General features: G+C 65.6%; 13 protein-coding genes and 1 pseudogene. 5 read left to right on the top strand and 9 right to left on the bottom strand.

Annotation, left to right across the window (positions count from 1 at the left end; genetic code table 11):
* Positions 1-25 precede the first annotated feature (25 nt).
* The 4 genes from fdhE to fdnG form a co-directional block, all read right to left on the bottom strand.
* A complete protein-coding gene (gene fdhE / locus F3J14_RS06000; protein WP_348771943.1) occupies positions 26-961 on the bottom strand; it encodes a formate dehydrogenase accessory protein FdhE in 936 nt (311 codons plus the stop codon).
* A gap of 277 nt (positions 962-1,238) precedes the next feature.
* Entirely contained in the window at positions 1,239-1,865 is a 627-nt protein-coding gene (locus F3J14_RS05995) for a formate dehydrogenase subunit gamma (RefSeq protein WP_166722220.1), read from the bottom strand.
* Positions 1,862-2,776: a formate dehydrogenase subunit beta gene (gene fdxH / locus F3J14_RS05990; protein WP_166722219.1), complete on the bottom strand. Its 915-nt coding sequence runs from the start codon at positions 2,774-2,776 to the stop codon at positions 1,862-1,864. Before fdxH ends, F3J14_RS05995 begins: the two co-directional genes overlap by 4 nt.
* Positions 2,777-2,786: 10 nt before the next feature.
* Positions 2,787-5,858 carry a formate dehydrogenase-N subunit alpha gene (gene fdnG, locus F3J14_RS05985; RefSeq protein ID WP_166722218.1) on the bottom strand — a complete coding sequence of 1,024 codons (3,072 nt, stop codon included), beginning with the start codon at positions 5,856-5,858 and terminating at the stop codon, positions 2,787-2,789.
* Positions 5,859-5,997: 139 nt separating this feature from the next.
* On the opposite strand from fdnG, the gene F3J14_RS05980 reads away from it, so the two are divergent.
* From F3J14_RS05980 to F3J14_RS05970, 3 genes are all read left to right on the top strand, one after another.
* Entirely contained in the window at positions 5,998-6,930 is a 933-nt protein-coding gene (locus F3J14_RS05980) for a YihY/virulence factor BrkB family protein (protein WP_166722217.1), read from the top strand.
* A gap of 437 nt (positions 6,931-7,367) precedes the next feature.
* On the top strand, positions 7,368-8,525 hold the full coding sequence (locus tag F3J14_RS05975; RefSeq protein ID WP_166722216.1) for a porin: 1,158 nt from the start codon (positions 7,368-7,370) through the stop codon (positions 8,523-8,525).
* Between the two features lie 386 nt (positions 8,526-8,911).
* Positions 8,912-9,385: a VOC family protein gene (locus F3J14_RS05970; RefSeq protein ID WP_166722215.1), complete on the top strand. Its 474-nt coding sequence runs from the start codon at positions 8,912-8,914 to the stop codon at positions 9,383-9,385.
* A 446-nt stretch (positions 9,386-9,831) separates the two neighbouring features.
* On the opposite strand, the pseudogene F3J14_RS05960 reads toward F3J14_RS05970, so the two are convergent.
* Together F3J14_RS05960 and F3J14_RS05955 are read right to left on the bottom strand one after the other, a co-directional pair.
* Positions 9,832-10,593: pseudogene (locus F3J14_RS05960) on the bottom strand (aminoglycoside adenylyltransferase family protein).
* 281 nt (positions 10,594-10,874) lie between these two features.
* Positions 10,875-11,324 carry an HU family DNA-binding protein gene (locus F3J14_RS05955; protein ID WP_006754477.1) on the bottom strand — a complete coding sequence of 150 codons (450 nt, stop codon included), beginning with the start codon at positions 11,322-11,324 and terminating at the stop codon, positions 10,875-10,877.
* A 258-nt stretch (positions 11,325-11,582) separates the two neighbouring features.
* Here F3J14_RS05955 and F3J14_RS05950 point away from each other — a divergent pair, with 258 nt between their 5' ends.
* Entirely contained in the window at positions 11,583-12,701 is a 1,119-nt protein-coding gene (locus F3J14_RS05950) for an acyltransferase (protein WP_166722213.1), read from the top strand.
* A 504-nt stretch (positions 12,702-13,205) separates the two neighbouring features.
* Here the strand turns inward: F3J14_RS05950 and galU are convergent.
* Together galU and F3J14_RS05940 are read right to left on the bottom strand one after the other, a co-directional pair.
* On the bottom strand, positions 13,206-14,093 hold the full coding sequence (gene galU, locus F3J14_RS05945; protein WP_006754479.1) for a UTP--glucose-1-phosphate uridylyltransferase GalU: 888 nt from the start codon (positions 14,091-14,093) through the stop codon (positions 13,206-13,208).
* A 228-nt stretch (positions 14,094-14,321) separates the two neighbouring features.
* Positions 14,322-14,633: a hypothetical protein gene (locus F3J14_RS05940; protein WP_166722210.1), complete on the bottom strand. Its 312-nt coding sequence runs from the start codon at positions 14,631-14,633 to the stop codon at positions 14,322-14,324.
* A 45-nt stretch (positions 14,634-14,678) separates the two neighbouring features.
* Between F3J14_RS05940 and F3J14_RS05935 the strand changes: the two genes are divergently transcribed.
* Entirely contained in the window at positions 14,679-15,854 is a 1,176-nt protein-coding gene (locus F3J14_RS05935; protein ID WP_166722212.1) for an acyltransferase, read from the top strand.
* A 430-nt stretch (positions 15,855-16,284) separates the two neighbouring features.
* On the opposite strand, the gene F3J14_RS05930 is transcribed toward F3J14_RS05935, so the two are convergent.
* On the bottom strand, positions 16,285-17,536 hold a 1,252-nt coding region (locus F3J14_RS05930), incomplete at its 5' end, for a glycosyltransferase family 4 protein (protein ID WP_166722211.1).

Raw genomic sequence — 17,536 nt, 5'->3', positions numbered from 1 at the left:
CGCGCCCGCCCCCGGCTGCCGGCCGTCAATCCGCTTCGCGCGACATGTCCGGCCACAGCAGCGGGTTCGGCGAACTGCGCTGGTAGCCGGCTTCGTTCATCAGCAGGTCGAGCGTGAGGCTCGCGAGATCGTCCGCGAGCGGCTCGAACTCGTAGTCCTTCTCCTGGTAGCCGATCTTGCGATAAGTCTTGCATTCGTCGCACGACTCGGCCTTGACGGCTTCGCTGCCGCCCTCGATTCCGTGGTAAGCGATGCCCTTGGTCGAGTCGCAGTGCGAACATTTCGTGCGCACCATGTGCCACTCGGTCGTGCACAGCCCGCATTGCAGGAAACGGTAGCCCTGGAACTGGCCGCCGACGCGCACGACGCTCGCGACCGGATGCGTGCCGCACACGGGGCACAGCCCCGGCTGGTCGAGATACGGGATGTCGGCCGGCGTGATGCGGCTCGCGAGATCGGTCCAGACGACCTGCAGCGCGGCCATCAGGAACGGCGCGGTGGCCGGGTCGACCTCGGCGAAGCGCAGCGCGAGGATCGCCTCGGCCTGTGCGTCGGGTTCGGCGGGCGCCATCAGGCGCAGCCGGTCGAGCAGCTTCGCGAGCTGCGGGTTGACGAGCCCGGCGCCTTCGACGCGGTCGAGCAGCTCATACAGCACCGCGCGCCAGCGCGGATCGCGCTCGCCGCCGAGCGCCGGCACGAGCGGCATCGAATGCTGCTGCGCACGCGCGATCGCTTCCTTCGACGGCAGCGGCAGTTCCAGCGTCTGGAGCGTCGCATGCTGCGCATCGGCGACCGTGGCCATCAGCCGCAGGTAACCGCTGATCGGATTCAGGTCGGCGAGCTTGCGCAGCCGCGCGGCGCGCGCCGAAAACACGGTGGCGCGCTCCGGCAGGCGAAAGCGCGGAATGGCCGAATGATCGAGCGCCGAGATCTCGGTCGGTTCGAGAATGCGTTGTGTCACAAATATGTCTTCCAAGGGGGCTGTTTGCGCATGGAACGCGCATGCGTTGCCGCGAGAAGGGCCGCTCGCGAGGCGCGCGACGCCGCGAATACTGACGTATTCGCAAGGAGTGCAACGTGGCGAGTGGCCCTTCTCGTGGCAACCCGTGACTAATAATCTATTTTAGGGGAATGCCCGAACAGCCCCCAAACAAGCGCCGACGAATCGGCGCTTCTGGCGATTCCGGCGGTTGGCGAAACGGTACGCCGCAATCGGCGAACCGTTCCGCTCCGGTGCGTTATTTCACGCTTTCACGGAACCACTTCGGGTGATGCTTGCGGGCCCAGCCCAGCGTGACGGTGCCGCGCACCATCGCGCCGATCGAACCCTTCACCCACAACGCCGCGTAAATGTGCACGATGATGCTGACGATCAGCACGAAGGCCGCCACGGCATGCACGACAGCGGCCGCGCGGATCACCCCGATCGGGAAGTAGAACGAGAAGTAGCGCCGCCAGATCACGACCCCCGACAGCAGGAGCAGCAGCAAGCACGCCACCAACGTGAAGAATAGCAGCTTCTGTCCGGCGTTATAGCGCCCGACGGGCGGCAGCCTGTCTTCCCGGTTGGTCACCACATCGTCGATCTGCCTCAGCCACTGCCGATCGTCCGCGTCGAGCACGTTGTGGTGCCAGAAGCGCACCACGAGAATCGCGAACGACACGAACATCACGAGGCCGACGAACGGATGCAGGATCCGCGTCCACTGGCCGCCGCCGAACAGCGCGGTGAGCCAGAACATCGACGGATGGAACAGCGCGAGCCCGGACAGCGCGAGCAGCACGAAGGTGATCGCGGTGATCCAGTGGTTCGTGCGCTCGTTCGCCGTGTAGCGGACGATCAGGTTGGGGTCGTCGTGCTTCATTTTGCGTCCTCCTTGATGCGTCGCGCCTCGTCGCGGGCGGCGGCCTCGTCCTCGTCGCTGACCTCGTTCGGACCGACCCGGATGTAGTGGAAGAATCCGGCGAGCGCGGTCAGCGCGATGCCGGCGACCGCGAGCGGCTTCGCGATCCCCTTCCACAGCTTCACCATCGGGCTGATCGACGGATTGTCGGGCAGCCCGTGGTACAGCGATGGTTTATCCGCGTGGTGCAGCACGTACATCACGTGCGTGCCGCCGACGCCCTGCGGGTCGTACAGCCCCGCATGCTCGAAGCCGCGCTCCTTCAGGTCCTCGATCCGCTCGGCCGCATGCTGCTTCATGTCCTCCTTGGTGCCGAACACGATCGCGCCGGTCGGGCAGGTCTTCACGCAGGCCGGTTCCTGGCCGACCGCGACGCGGTCGGAACAGAGCGTGCATTTGTACGCGCGATGATCCTTCTTCGAAATCCTCGGAACATTGAACGGGCAGCCGGTCACGCAATAGCCGCAACCGATGCAGTTCTCCTCGTGGAAATCGACGATCCCGTTGTTGTACTGCACAATCGCGCCCGGCGACGGGCATGCCTTCAGGCAGCCCGGATCCTCGCAGTGCATGCAGCCGTCCTTGCGGATCAGCCATTCGAGGTCGCCGGCCGGGTTCTCGTATTCGGAGAACCGCATCACCGTCCACGAGTGCTCGGTCAGGTCGGCCGGGTTGTCGTACACGCCGACGTTGGTGCCGACTTCGTCGCGCAGGTCGTTCCACTCCATGCATGCCGTCTGGCACGCCTTGCAGCCGATGCACTTCGATACGTCGATCAGCTTCGCGACGCTCCCGGTCACCGGTTCGCGCGCCGTGGCCGGCGGCGTCGTGGTGGCCGAGACGCGCTTGATATCCAGCGATTGCAGTGCCATCTCTTTCCCCTTACGCCTTTTCGACCTTCACCAGGAACGACTTGAATTCCGGTGTGTACGAGTTGCCGTCGCCTACGGACGGAGTCAGGGTATTGGCGAGATAGCCGGGCTTCGTCAGACCCTTGAAGCCCCAGTGCAACGGGACGCCGACCGTCTGGACCTTCTTGCCCTCGATCGTCAGCGGCTTGATCCGCTTCGTGACGAGCGCGACCGCGATGATGTAGCCGCGCTTGGACGACACCTTCACGCGGTCGCCATGCGCGACGCCGACTTCCTTCGCGAGATCTTCGCCGATCTCGACGAATTGCTCGGGCTGGATGATCGAGTTCAGCCGCGCGTGCTTGGTCCAGTAGTGGAAATGCTCGGTGAGCCGGTACGTCGTCGCGACGTGCGGGAACTCGGACACCTTGCCGAACGACGCGCGGTCGCCCGGGAACACGCGGGCGGCCGGATTGTTCAGCGCCTGCGGGTTGTTCGGGTGCAGCGGGTTCGCGGCGAGCGGCGTCTCGAACGGCTCGTAGTGCTCGGGGAACGGACCTTCGTTCATCCCCGCGCGGGCGAAGAAGCGCGCGACGCCTTCCGGGTTCATGATGAACGGCCCCATCCCGTCTTCAGGTGGTTCATCCGCCTTGAAGTCCGGCACGTCGGTGCCCTTCCACGCGCTGCCGTTCCAGCCGATCAGCTTGCGGGTCGGGTCGAACGGCTTGCCGCTCACGTCGCACGATGCGCGGTTGTACAGGATCCGCCGGTTCGCCGGCCACGCCCACGCCCAGTTCAGCGTCTGGCCGATGCCGGTCGGATCCGAGTTGTCGCGCCGCCCCATCTGGTTGCCGGCCTGCGTCCATGCCCCGCAGAAGATCCAGCAGCCGCTCGCGGTCGTGCCGTCGTCCTTCAGCTGCGCGAACGCGCCGAGCTGCTCGCCCTTCTTCACGAGTGTCTTCGTCGGATCCTTCGGATCCGGCAGATCGGCGAGCGCACGCCCGTTGAACTCCATCGCGAGCTCTTCGGGCGTCGGGCTTTCCGGGTTCGCGTACGGCCAGGTCAGGTTGACGATCGGGTCCGGATACTTGCCGCCGTCCGTCTGGTACATCTTGCGCATGCGCAGGAACAGCCCCGACATGATCTCGAGATCGCTCTTCGCCTCGCCCGGCGGCTCCGCGCCCTTCCAGTGCCATTGCAGCACGCGGCTCGAACTCACGAGCGAGCCGTTTTCCTCCGCGAAGCACGTGGTGGGCAGACGGAACACCTCGGTCTGGATCTTCGACGCATCGACGTCGTTGTAGTCGCCGTGATGCTTCCAGAACTCGGACGTCTCGGTCGCCAGCGGATCCATGATCACGAGCCACTTCAGCTTCGCGAGCCCGGCGGCCGTCTTCACCTTCGACGGCGCCGCCGCGAGCGGGTTGAAGCCCTGGCAGATGTAGCCGTTCATCTTGCCGGCACTCATCAACTCGAGCACCTGCAGCAGGTCGTACTGCTTGTCCAGCTTCGGCAGGTAGTCGTAGCCCCAGTTGTTCTCGGCGGTCGCCGCGTCGCCCCACCACGACTTCATGAAGCTGACGTGGAATGCCTTGTAGTTCTTCCAGTAGCTCAACTGGTTCGGCCGCAGCGGCAACTGCACGCGCTTCTTGATGTAGCCGTCGAAATCCTGCTCGGACTGCATCGGCAGCGTCATGTAGCCCGGCAGCAGGTTCGACATCAGCCCGAGGTCGGTCAGCCCCTGGATGTTCGAGTGGCCGCGCAGCGCGTTCATCCCGCCACCCGCGATGCCGATGTTGCCGAGCAGCAGCTGCACCATCGCGCCGGTACGGATCATCTGCGCACCGATCGAGTGGTGGGTCCAGCCGAGCGCGTACAGCACCGTGCCGGCGCGGCCGGGAACGGCCGTCGTCGCGAGCATCTCGCACACCTTCAGGAACTTCTCCTTCGGCGTGCCGCACGTCTGCTGGACCATGTCCGGCGTATAGCGCGCGTAGTGCTGCTTCATCAGGTTGTACACGCAGCGCGGATGCTGCAGCGTCGGGTCGACCTTCACGAAACCGTCGTCGCCGCGCTCGTAGTCCCAGCTCGATTTGTCGGGGTACGCGTGCTTCTCGGCGTCATAGCCGGAATAGATGCCGTCGTTGAACGCGAAATCCTCGCGCACGATGAACGAGAAGTCCGTGTAGTTCTTCACGTACTCATGCTGGATCTTGTCGTTCGTCAGCAGATAGTTGATGACGCCGCCCAGGAAGACGATGTCGGTGCCGGTGCGGATCGGCGCGTAGTAGTCGGCCACCGAGGCCGTACGCGTAAAGCGCGGGTCGACGACGATCAGCCGCGCCTTGCGGTGCGCCTTCGCCTCCGTCACCCACTTGAAACCGCACGGATGGGCCTCGGCTGCATTGCCGCCCATCACGAGAATCACGTCCGCGTTCTTGATGTCGACCCAATGGTTCGTCATCGCTCCACGGCCAAACGTCGGGGCAAGACCTGCCACCGTCGGGCCATGTCAGACACGCGCCTGATTGTCGAATGCGAGCATCCCCAGACTGCGGGCAGTCTTGTGCGTCAGGTAGCCGACCTCGTTGCTGCTCGCCGACGCGGCCAGCATGCCGGTGGTCAGCCAGCGGTTGACCTTCGAGCCGTCTTCCGCCGTCTCGACGAAGTTCGCGTCGCGGTCGGCCTTCATCAGCTTCGCGATCCGGTCGAGCGCATCGTTCCACGAGATGGGTTCCCACTTGTCCGAGCCGGGCGCACGATACTCGGGGTGCGTCAGACGGCTCGGGCTGTGGATAAAATCGATCAGGCTCGCGCCCTTCGGGCACAGCGTGCCGCGGTTGACGGGATGGTCGGGATCGCCTTCGATATGCATGATGCTCGGCTGCGCGTTCTTCGCGCCGTCACCGAGGCTGTACATCAGGATGCCGCAACCCACTGAACAGTAAGGACAGGTGTTGCGCGTTTCGACGGTGCGCGCCAGCTTGTACTGTCGGACTTCGGCAAGCGCTTCCGTCGGAGAAAAGCCCATCAGGGCAAGACTCGATCCGGCAAGCGACGTGGCCGTCACCTTCAGGAACTGGCGCCGTGACATTTGTAGCATGATGGTCTCGGCGTCTTTGTGGGGTAGGGAGAAACTGAAAGGATTATAGACATTGAGCGCAACTATGATGCAATCATCGGATCAATACCGATTTGTCTGATCCACCGATGTCCCGTGGTCAGCGCGCAACCGAACCGTCATGAAACGACAGATCACATCCGAAGCCACCCGCCTCGCGCAACAGCAGGCCAACTGGGCGCTCAACGCATTCCAGCGTTTCTCCTCCCACCGCTGCTCGGCGATGGCCGCGAGCATCGCGTTCTTTTCGGCGTTCTCGCTCGCGCCGACGCTCGTGATGGTGATCGCCGTGGCCGGCTGGTTCTACGGCGACGAGGCCGCGCGCGGCCAGGTGTTCGAGCAGGCCCACCAGTTGATCGGCGACGATGCGGCGGCCAGCATCCAGACGATCGTGCAGAACGCGCATCGCGCGGGCGAGCGCGGCGGCATCGCGACGCTGATCTCGTTCGCCGCGCTCGCGATCGGCGCATCGGCGACCTTCGCGTCGCTGAACACCGCGCTGAGCGTGATCTGGCCGAGCACGGAAAACCGCTGGTCGAGCATGCTCGGGCTCGTGCGGGTGCGGCTCATCTCGTTCGGGCTCGTGCTCGGCGTCGCCTTCCTGCTGATCGTGTCGCTCGTGCTCGATACCGCGATCACGTTCATCGGCACGTGGCTGCTTGGCGATTCTCCGTACGTCGCGATCACCAACGTGCTGCAGTTCGTCGTCGGCATCGCGGTGCTCGCGGCCGCGTTCGCCGTGCTGATGAAGTTCCTGCCCGACGCGCGCGTCGCATGGCACGACGCGGTGATCGGCGGGATCGTCTCCGCGATCCTGTTCTCCGGCGGCAAGAAGCTGTTCGCGCTGTATCTCGCGCGTGCCGGTACGGCCAGTGCGTTCGGCGCGGCCGGATCGTTCGCGGTCCTGCTGATGTGGCTGTACTTCTCGGCGGCCGTGCTGCTGCTCGGCGCGGAATTCGCGGCCGCGCGCGGCGATGCGCACCGCGGCGCACGCAATGCGGCCGCCGTGCCCGCGCCGATGGATCCCACCACCGATCGCACACGCGACGACTGATTCTCCGCGGATTGCCTCGCATGCGGCCAAGCGCCTCGCGCGCGCCGCCTCCGCGCTCCCTACGCGACCGCGTTCCTTTTCGCAATCACGTCGCCCAGCCGTGCGTTCACGCGTGTTGATGCGCTTTTTGCATCGGCCCGGTTTGCCCGCTGCACCGGCAAACGTTTGCTCGCCTCGATTTCTGCGTGCCACCCCGCGAAATCCGCCCTTCCGTCGCCGAGTGCATCGGCCACTGCAACAATCGCGCCGCACCAAATGTCAACTATTTCAAAAAGAGGAACAGTCCTTGATGTGCTTGATATATATAGACTTTTTTCCGCTGTTACCTTTTCGAGACACTTTATTTTTTAAGCTTTCTTGCCTGGATGGCACTGAGCTATTCTCCAATCCGCAACAAATAAACGAATGACGAATCATTTGCGTGGAGATACTCAACGATGAAGAAACTCGCTCTCTCGACCCTCTCGCTCGCCCTGCTGGGCGCCGCTGGCGCTGCTCATGCTCAGTCGAGCGTGACGCTGTACGGTGTGATCGACACGTCGATCGCATGGGTTCACGGCAACAACGGTCAAGCCAACAACTCGTGGCAAATGCTGTCGGGCAACCTGCAAGGCAGCCGTTGGGGCCTGAAAGGTGCTGAAGACCTCGGCGGCGGCCTGAAGGCGATCTTCCAGTTGGAAAACGGCTTTGATCCGGGCACGGGCCACCTGAACCAGGGCGGTCGCATGTTCGGTCGCCAGGCATACGTCGGCCTCCAGAGCGACCAGTACGGTACGCTGACGCTCGGCCGCCAGTACGACCCGCTGGTCGACCTGGTCCAGGCAGTGACGGCTGACAACTACTTCGGTAGCGTGATGGCAACGCCGGGCGACGTCGACAACAACGACAACTCGCTGCGCGTCAGCAACGCAATCAAGTACACGTCGCCGGTCTGGGGCGGCTTCCAGGTCGAAGGCATGTACGCCCTCGGCGGCGTTGCAGGCAAGACGGGTTCGGGCCAGACGTGGTCGGTCGCGGCTGCCTACAACAACGGCCCGGTCGGCGTTGCAGCTGGCTACTTCTACGCAGCCAACCCGTCGCCGACGACGGCTGTCGGCCGCGCAGGCTGGGGTTCGACGACGTCCGACGCGATCTTCGACGGCCCGATCAACTCGGGTTACGCAACGGCGAAGTCGATCGCCATCGCGCAAGTCGCAGGTCAGTACGCACTGGGCCCGGTGACGTTCGGCCTCGGCTACAGCAACGCACAGTACAAGCCGGACGCGTTCTCGGGCTTCGGTTCGACCGAAAAGTACAACACGGGCCGCGCGTTCGTGACGTACCAGGTCACGCCGCCGCTGCTGCTGGGCCTCGGCTACTCGTACACGCGAGCGAGCGGCGACACGAAGGCGAAGTACCATCAAGTCGGTGTCGGCGCGGACTACTCGCTGTCGAAGCGCACGGACATCTACCTGGTTGGCGCATACCAGCACGCGAGCGGCACGCAGCTCGTCGACGGCGTGGAGCAAAGCGCGCAAGCGTCGATCGCTTCGTACGGCTTCGCCGGCAAGAGCTCGGCCGAACTCGTCGCACTCGGCATTCGTCACAAGTTCTAAGAAGTACGTTTCCGGTGTGCATGGCGTCTTCGACGCCATGTCGCCGAACTGCAAAACCAGTCATCGGCTTCGGCCCTGGCTGGTTTTTTTTCGTCCGTTGCCGGCGGCGCCGTGGCGGGCTACGGCCGCGGCCGGGCCTTGGGTACGGCAACCCGCCGCGAGCGGCGCCTAGGGCCCCTGTCGCGCGCGGGAAGCCTCTTTGAGCACATGCGGGACCCCTCGCGCTGTCGACTCGGGTGCGCCGGTTCTCCGATCCTCCAATCCCCCGATTCCCCGATACGAAGCACGTATGCTTCGACATGTCGATTTCGACGAGCTTGATTCGTCGTATCGATGGCGGCATGCAGATTGGCCGCCCCTCACCGACAGCAGACAGGAGACGCTCCATGACGATTCAGAAGATCACGCCGTTCCTCTGGTACGCGACGGAAGCCGAAGAAGCCGCGGCCTTCTACACGGACATTTTCCCGAACTCGCGCGTCGTGCGGGTCACGGCGGTGCCCGGCACCAGCGGCACCCGGATAGTCGAGTTCGAACTGTTCGGGCAGCCGTTCACCGCGATGAGCCACCCGCGCACCGAGACGTTCAACCACGCGATCTCGCTGATGGTCAGTTGCGCCGACCAGGCCGAACTCGACCGTTACTGGAGCGCGCTGCTCGAGAACGGCGGCACGGCCGACGGCTGCGGCTGGCTGCGGGACCGCTTCGGCGTGTCGTGGCAGATCGTGCCCGACGCACTGATCCCGATGATGACCGACCGCGACGAGGTCAAGGCGACGCGTGTGGCCGCGGCCATGATGCAGATGACGAAGTTCGACGTCGCCGCGCTGAAGGCTGCGTACGCCGGCACGGCGGGCTGACGAAGCCAACGGGCGCCGCGCCGTCGTTCGGGGGCGCGCTGGCGCGTTCGTGGCGTTCGTTCGTGGCGTTCGTTCGTGGCGTTCGTTCGTGGCGTTCGTTCGTGGCGTTCGTTCGTGGCGTTCGTGGCGTTCGTGGCGTTCGTGGCGTTCGTGGCGTGGCGTGGCGTGGCGTGGCGTGCGTGGCGTGCGTGGCGTGCGTGGCGTGCGTGGCGTGCGTGGCGTGCGTGGCGTGCGTGGCGTGCGTGGCGTTCGTGGCGTTCGTGGCGTTCGTGGCGTTCGTGGCGTTCGTGGCGTTCGTGGCGTTCGTGGCGTTCGTGCGTTCGTGCGTGCGTGCGTGCGTGCGTGCGTGGCGTGCGTGCGTGCGTGCGGCCCGCGCAATGACCGCATCCTTCGACGGATTGCATCGCGCCGCGACGCAATCGCAGGCAGCGGCCGTTCACACACCGCTACCTCGACAGCATCGTTTTGACGATCGGTCGCGCGTAGCGCACGAACGCGGCGACCGGTTCGCATGACGGCAGCGCATCGGCTCCGTCACCGTCACCGTGCAGATTGACGGTGCGCGCGGCCGACAGGACGGGTCGGTACACGTCGGGCAAACGCGCCAGTATGTACGCCACGGTGACCTCCTTCGGCGCGATCCTGCCGGTCGCGGCGTTTTACTGGATGCGTGCGAGCGCAAGCACGACGTCGTATTCGTCGCCGCGCCACTCCGGCTCGGCGTGCCACTGCGCGACAGTGGCCAGGAGCGCGGCGACGAAGTCGTGAGCGGGCACCGGCTCGAACCACGCGGCCGCTCGCGATTCGAGCAGCGCTACGTCGCGCTGCCGCCCCTTCGTCAATAGGATCGCCAGATCGTGATCGACGCTTGGTGGCTCGACGATGCCCCGCACATAGATCGCGGCGCAGCCACTCGCCGAACTGGAGCGCGGGTCGGACCGGATGACGCCACGGCACCACGTCGCCACGCACGACGATCGTCACTTCCCGCGTGCGCAGGTGCTCCGTGCTCCCCGGCAACGCCGACACATCGAGCAAGTCGAGCATCAGCGCGCACCGTGCCGCTTCGCCCGGCGATGCGGCAATCGTCATTAGCAGGTCGATGTCGCTGCGCGGTTTCACCCGCCGTCGAGCGCCTAGCCGAACAGATGCATCACCTGCAGCGTCGCACCCAGATGCCATTCGATCGCGGCGCACGCGGCAGCCATCTGGCCGGCGACTCGACGGGAACGATCGCCGCGTTCATGACGCGAGACCCCCGCGCCGCGCGGCGTTGCAAAGCTGCGCGCCAGCACGCACGCAGCGATCCTGCCGTCCGCACGAACGACCCGCGGCCCCGGATGCGCACCACGTCATGCCGCATCCGCGCGACACGACATCACCGCCGCGCGAATTGCGCAGCGCAATAAAAATCCCCGCACGCTTTCGCGTACGGGGACCGTCGGACATCGCAACGGTCGCCGACTTGCTCGGCGGCCGTTACGCGGCATTACGCAGCCGCGTCCTTCAGCTTCTTCAGCGCACGTGCCTTCACGCGCACGCTGGCCGGCTTTGCCGGGAACCAGCGCTCTTCGCCCGTGAACGGATCCTTGCCGAAGCGCTTCTTCTTCGCCGGCACGACTTGCGCCGTGATCTTCAGCAGACCCGGCAGCGTGAACTCGCCTGCGCCCTTCTTGTGAACCGAGCCCAGCACGACGTTCTCGAGTGCGGTGAGCACTGCCTTGACCGCCTTCACTTCGACAGCTGCACGCTCAGCGATGTGCGTTGCGAGCGATGCCTTCGTGAACTTGTCCTTCAGCGGCGTCGGAGCGGCCGGTGCTGCCTTCGCGACAGCCTTCTTGGCCACTACTTTCTTCGCGGGCGCAGCCTTTTTTGCAGCCACTTTCTTGGTGGCCGGTGCGGCAGCCTTCTTGGCCACCTTTTTTGCGGAAGTCGCCATGTTTCTCCTACCAGGTGTGGTCGTTGGATACACGAAGCGTGCAACGCGCGCGCTTCAACGCCGGATTCTACAAGCGCCTCGACGCTTCGTGCAGTACTTTTATGCGTTTTCGCGGGGTTTCCCGCAGGTTTTGTTGCGCGCGACCGACTTCGTCGACGCTCGAACGTCAAAAAACACCTTCACGTATACGTCCGAACGCGAATTACGTTCGATATTTGCGCACCTATACTGACCTCGCTCAGTGCCCCGGATGTCTTCATGCGCGAAGTCAGATACGTCAAAGGACTCGACGGCCTGCGAGCCATCGCCGTCATCCTCGTTTTCCTGTCCCACAAGGGCCACGTCCTCGCTGTCGACGTGGGCAAGCTCGGTGTGTGGACGTTTTTCTTCATCAGCGGATTCCTGATCGTCGGCGAACTGCATCGCAACCGTCAGGCGATCGAATGCGGCACGATGACCCGCCGCCACGCGCTCGCGCTGTTCCTCGCGAAGCGCGCGCTGCGGATCTTTCCCGTCTACTACCTGCTGCTCGCCGCGCTCGCGATCACGCACGCGCTGTTCTACCAGCGCGGCGTCAATCTCGGGCTCGCGTGGCACGCCGCGTTCCTGTCGAACTACTGGATCGGCGTCGTCAAGGACGGCTGGCCGGGCTCCACGTCGCACTTCTGGAGCCTCGCGGTCGAGCAGCAGTTCTATCTGATCGCGCCGCTCACGCTGCTCGCGGTGCCGGCCGCGCGCCACGTCGCGCTCGGCGTCGCGGCCGTCGCGCTGTGCGCGCTCGCGCATCTCGCGCTGTACGCGCTCGACGCGTCGCCGGTGCTGATCTACGCGTTTTCCCCGTGGAATTTCGCGCTGATCGCGCTGGGCGGCGTCGGTGGGATGGCGCTCGCGGATCGCGGCCCGAGCGTCGTCCGCCGCATTCCGCCCGGCTGGCTCGGGGCCGTCGGCGTCGTGTTCTTCCTCACGCTGCCCGCGTTCACGACACTGCCGGACATCGTCTCGGGGCTCGTGGATCTCGGGCTGTCCGTGTCGCTCGGCGCGCTGATGCTGTGGATCGTCACCGAGCCCGACCATCCGGCCGTGGCGCTGCTCGACTGGGCGCCGCTCGTCTATCTCGGCACGATCAGCTATGGCTTCTACCTGTTCCACAACCTGATTCCGGCACGTTTCGGCGAGATGCCCGCGCTGTTCGCCCACGTGCCGATGCCCGGAATCGTCCGGGAAGCGCTGCCCGAACTGCTGCAGTTCGCGCTCGCCGTGCTGCTTGCCCATCTGTCGTGGCGCTATCTCGAAAGGCGCGTGCTCGACTTCAAGAAGCCGATCGCCGCGATGCTGGCCAGGTACTTCGTCGCGCGGCCGAGCACGTCGCCGCGCTGAACGGAACAGCCGTCCGGGCGCAACGCAAGCGGAAAACATGCGTCGGGGCCGGCGACACCGAGCACCGAAACGGTGCGGCCTCCGGCACCGTTCATCCCTCACGAACACGCATCACGTCGGCGGATGAAAGTGCCGCTGCGGCACCGTGGCGCTTCGTCGACATCCACCGCGAAGCGACACACCGACTCAGCGTCAACGAGGGCTATCGCCCCGCGCAACCTTCGTCCCTGAGGCCACAAGCAACCGGCGCGTCGGCGCCGGTTTCATCGCCACGGTGCCCGGCAGCCACGCACTGCGCACCGCGCACCCGGCAACCGGTTCGCGCTTCGCGGCACACCGGAATCGCCGCGCACGCCCCGGTTCGATCCCGCCGGCTTCGACCGCGCCGATTACCCTGCGCCGCGCATTCCCCCACCTCGCCCACACGCAAAAAAGCCCCGGCGCACAAGGCAGCCGGGGCCAACGGAACAACCACCACCTGAAACAGCGGAGCAGCGCGGCTGCTTATGCGACAGCAGCCAGCGCGGGCAGGCAGGTACGCAGGTACGCCTCGAATTCGCGGCTCACTTCCGGATGCTGGAGCGCGAGCTCGACGGTCGCCTTGAGATAACCGATCTTGCTGCCGCAATCGAAACGCGTGCCGAAGTAGCGATACGCGAGCACCTGTTCGTTGGCGAGCAGCGACTGGACGGCGTCGGTCAGCTGCAGTTCGCCGCCGGCGCCCGGCTTGAGCTTGCGCAGATGATCGAAGATCGTCGGCATGAATACGTAGCGGCCGACCACGCCGAGGTTCGACGGCGCGTCTTCCGGCGCCGGCTTCTCGATGATGCCCGACAGCTTGATGATGTCCTCTTCCCACTCGCGGCCTTCGACGACGCCGTACGAGCGGCTGTCCTCGCGCGGGATCGTCTCGACCCCGATCACCGAGCTGTGATAGTGATCGAACACGTCGACGAGCTGCTTGAGCACCGGCTGTTCGCCGTGCAGCAGGTCGTCGGCGAGGATCACCGCGAACGGCTCGCCGTGCACGAGCTTTTCCGCGCACAACACCGCATGGCCGAGGCCGAGCGCTTCCGGCTGGCGCACGTAGAAGCAGTTCACGTGGCTCGGCTTGATGCCGCGCACGAGCTCGAGCAGCTTTTCCTTGCCGCGCGCCTCGAGTTCGGCCTCGATCTCGTAGGACTTGTCGAAGTGATCCTCGATCGCGCGCTTGCTGCGCCCCGTCACGAAGATCATCTCGGTGATTCCGGCGTTGATCGCTTCCTCGACCGCGTACTGGATCAGCGGCTTGTCGACGACGGGCAGCATTTCCTTCGGGCTCGCCTTCGTTGCCGGGAGGAACCGCGTGCCGAGACCGGCAACGGGGAACACGGCCCTGGTGACTTTCAACATGTTCGCATCCTGATTGCGTTGACTGCGCCGCGTCGCCCTGCGACCTGGCGCGATTGTTTTCCGAACGGCATATCGAGAATCGACGGTACGGCCAATTCCACTCCGCTCATTTCGATATGGAACGATTGCCCCATGTTTCCGGAAAATAGATAATCCGCGAATCCGGTCGATATTGCCGACCCGATTGCCGAAGCAGAAACAAATTACCGATTTTCCGGATACAAATTCTTACGAATCGAATTCCTCGATAAACGGGACGCCGCCCCGCTCGAGACCGGGGCGAATCGGCTCGTTCTGCAGCGCCTCGCGGTACGCCGACAGCACGGCCATGACCAGCAGTACAGCTGCGCTAGCGATCCAATGCATGTCCATCTTGCCGCTCCTTGCTTCAATCAACTGGAGCTTCAAACTATCAGAAAAAAATCCGCAAATAATTGGAGCGGCTGCCAAACCGCTTTCAGAGCCGGATAAAACCACTATCTGAAATATCATTATTTCACGGCGGGATTTTTTTATCGATTCGATCGAATTCTTGCGCATTACGATTGGACCATCCCCTTCATCCGTCGCAAGGAATCGAATCGCATGCAAGCTTTCAGCGGATCGCCTTTGACCGCGCCGCCCGTCGCCGACCACAAGGAACACGTGATCGACGCGATGCGCGGGTTCGCGGCGCTGCTCGTCGCCTATTTCCATTGCCGCCAGGTCGTCTGGGTCGGCATGCAGAGCTTCCATCGTGCTTACGGTCATGCGCTCGACCCGAGCGTGATCGTCGGCTACCTGACCTTCCCGTTCGGGTGGGGATCCGCCGGCGTGCCGATCTTCTTCGTGATCAGCGGCTATTGCATCCACCGCAACGCGGCGCTCAAGCTCGCGGCCAATCCCGCGTACCGGCTCGACGCCACGAACTTCTGGGCGCGGCGCTTCGCCCGGATCTACCCGGTGCTGCTCGCCGCGCTGCTGTTCACGCTCGCGATGGACGCGGTCAGCCTGCAGATCGCGCCCGTCAGCCACAAGATCCGCGACGTCGGCCTCACCGCGTTCCTCGTGAACCTGTTCTCGCTGCAGGGCGTCGCCGGCTACACGTACGGGTCGAACGGCGCACTGTGGACGCTGTCGCTCGAAGTCCAGTTCTATGCGATCTACCCGCTGCTGTTCGCGCTGCGCCGGCGCATCGGGATGCCGGCCATCGTGGCGACCGTCGCGCTCGTCAACGTCGCGTCGGCATGGCTGCTCGAACGGCACGACCTGCAGTTCTTCACGTCGTACTGGCTGTCTTGGACGATCGGCGCGTGGATCGCCGACGTGCGCGCGCAACCGGCACACGGCACGGCTACGGTGCCGTCGCGTGCGTGGTACCTCGCGGCCGCCGTGCTGCTGGCCGCGGGCTGCGGCGCGTTCCATATCGGCCAGTACGGCGCGTTCCAGCTGTGGGCGGCCGGCTTCGCGTGCTTCCTCTACCGCGCGCTCGCCTGCCCGCCGCGCCCGACGCCGCTGCTGCGCGTGTTCAGTTGGTTCGGCGACTTCAGCTATTCGCTGTATCTCGTCCACCTGCCGCTGTTCGTCTGCCTCGGCTCGGTGCTGTTCCATTCCGAACTGCAACTGTCGATCTGGCCGTCGTTCGCGTTCATGGCCGCCGCGATTCCGGTCGCCTACGTGTTCTACCGGCTGTTCGAACGCCCCGCGATGATGTGGTCGGCGAGCCTGAAGCCGACGCGCACCGCTCGCGTCGTCGCGCCGGCCCCCGAACGGGCCGTCTGAGCGGCGCCGTTCCGGCGCTCACCGCCCCCGCCCGGCCTCAGGCTGCGCGGGGGCTTTTTCATGGGCGGGACGGACCGCCGGGATCCATTCGCGCGTCGGGTCGCGGCAGGTACCCGGTACGCAAGCATCCCCATCGAGCCTGAGGGCCGTCAGGGCGGCTGCACTACCGTCGCGTCGCCCATTCCCTCGCCAGCTCCGCACCATGACCGCACGGCGCCGCTCAGGGCGTTCCGTCAAGCGATCACGGGGCGGGCGACAGTCGCGCTCGGTAATCCATGCGCCAACGCCGCATCGGCCCATCCCGACACCCGACACCCGTCGCCCGAACGCGCGACAGGCGCCCCGCCCGCCCAAAAGCAAAGCCCCCATGCAGCACAACACCGCATGAGGGCTCGTTTCCCGACGCATCGCGCGTCGGGGCGCAACGCGCCTACCGCTTCTTCGCCTTCGCGGCCTTCGCCGTATCCGCGAGAATCTTCTCGACCCGCTCCACATAGGTTTCGGTGCCGAACCGACGCACCGCGGTCGCCCGCCCGCTCGCGACGAGCCGCTCGCGCAGCGCGGCGTCGTGCTTCAGCCGGCCCAGCGCATCGGCCAGCGCGGCCGCGTCGCCCGGCTCGCAGAGCAGCCCGTTTTCACCGTCCTCGATGATCTCGACGACCCCGCCCGCGCGGGCCGCGACCACCGGCCGCCGCGCGAGCATCCCCTCGACGATCACGCGCCCGAACGGCTCGGGCGTGATCGACGTATGCGCGACCACGTCGACCGCCTTCATGCACGCGGCCACGTCGCGCTGGAACCCGAGGAAATGGACGCGGTCGCCCATCCCGTGACGCGCGACGATGTCGTGCAGCTGCGCCGCGTATTCGTCCTCGCCGAACAGCGGCGCGCCGACCAGCACCACATGCATGTCGGGATGGCGTGCCGCGGCCTCCAACAGCAGATGCTGCCCCTTCCAGTGCGCGAGGCGGCTGAACGAGCCGACCAGCCATGCATGCTCGGGCAGCCCGAAGCGCGCGCGCAGCGCGGCCTGGCTGGCATTGTCCAGCGCGTCGAACGGTTCGGCCGAAATGCCGTTGAACACGACGTCGACGTGCTGCGGCGTGAAGCCCGTCAGCGCGCGGAACGCCTGCGCGGACGCGTCCGAGTTCGCGATCACCCGCGTGACGCCGAACCGCGCGCAGTACTTGATCGCCATCAGCTGCTTGCTGCCGAAATGGTCGCCGCTGACGATGTCGCGCAGGTGCCACACCACCGGCTTGCGCGCGAGCCGCCCGGCCAGCGCCGCGACCACCATCGCGCGCTGCGTGTTCGCATAGATCACCTCGGCGCGGCGTGCGCGCCGTGCGACGTCGCGCACCAGGCCGGCGAGCCGCTTCAAGGCGCCGACCGACACGCCGCCCTGCTTGCGCACCCCGGCGAGCGCGCCCTGGTCGAGCACGTCGACGCGCGCGCCGATCTCGTCGAGCGCCGCGCGGAACGGGCCGTCGTCGAACAGCAGCACGTCGGCGTTCGCGCGCATGTGCTTCATGATCTCCAGCAGCGACAGCTCCGCGCCGCCGAGCGTATGACAGAGCTTGTGGTGCAGCGCCATGCCGACCGCGCCGAGACACGTGCCGGCAAGCCATGCGCCGTACAACGCGCGGCTGCGCATCTCGCGGTCGTCGGGCGCGCGCACGATG

The organism is Burkholderia sp. Tr-862, from assembly GCF_011753085.1.
In the GTDB taxonomy this organism is placed as follows: domain Bacteria; phylum Pseudomonadota; class Gammaproteobacteria; order Burkholderiales; family Burkholderiaceae; genus Burkholderia; species Burkholderia ambifaria.
This window is presented reverse-complemented; position numbering and strand designations above follow the sequence as displayed.

Excerpts from the sequence above, each read along its gene's own strand:
- F3J14_RS05995 (WP_166722220.1), bottom strand. The coding sequence starts at position 1,865 with ATGAAGCACGACGACCCCAACCTGATCGTCCGCTACACGGCGAACGAG.
- fdxH (WP_166722219.1), bottom strand. The coding sequence starts at position 2,776 with ATGGCACTGCAATCGCTGGATATCAAGCGCGTCTCGGCCACCACGACG.
- F3J14_RS05980 (WP_166722217.1), top strand. The coding sequence starts at position 5,998 with ATGAAACGACAGATCACATCCGAAGCCACCCGCCTCGCGCAACAGCAG.
- F3J14_RS05975 (WP_166722216.1), top strand. The coding sequence starts at position 7,368 with ATGAAGAAACTCGCTCTCTCGACCCTCTCGCTCGCCCTGCTGGGCGCC.
- F3J14_RS05970 (WP_166722215.1), top strand. The coding sequence starts at position 8,912 with ATGACGATTCAGAAGATCACGCCGTTCCTCTGGTACGCGACGGAAGCC.
- F3J14_RS05955 (WP_006754477.1), bottom strand. The coding sequence starts at position 11,324 with ATGGCGACTTCCGCAAAAAAGGTGGCCAAGAAGGCTGCCGCACCGGCC.
- F3J14_RS05950 (WP_166722213.1), top strand. The coding sequence starts at position 11,583 with ATGCGCGAAGTCAGATACGTCAAAGGACTCGACGGCCTGCGAGCCATC.
- galU (WP_006754479.1), bottom strand. The coding sequence starts at position 14,093 with ATGTTGAAAGTCACCAGGGCCGTGTTCCCCGTTGCCGGTCTCGGCACG.
- F3J14_RS05940 (WP_166722210.1), bottom strand. The coding sequence starts at position 14,633 with ATGCGCAAGAATTCGATCGAATCGATAAAAAAATCCCGCCGTGAAATA.
- F3J14_RS05935 (WP_166722212.1), top strand. The coding sequence starts at position 14,679 with ATGCAAGCTTTCAGCGGATCGCCTTTGACCGCGCCGCCCGTCGCCGAC.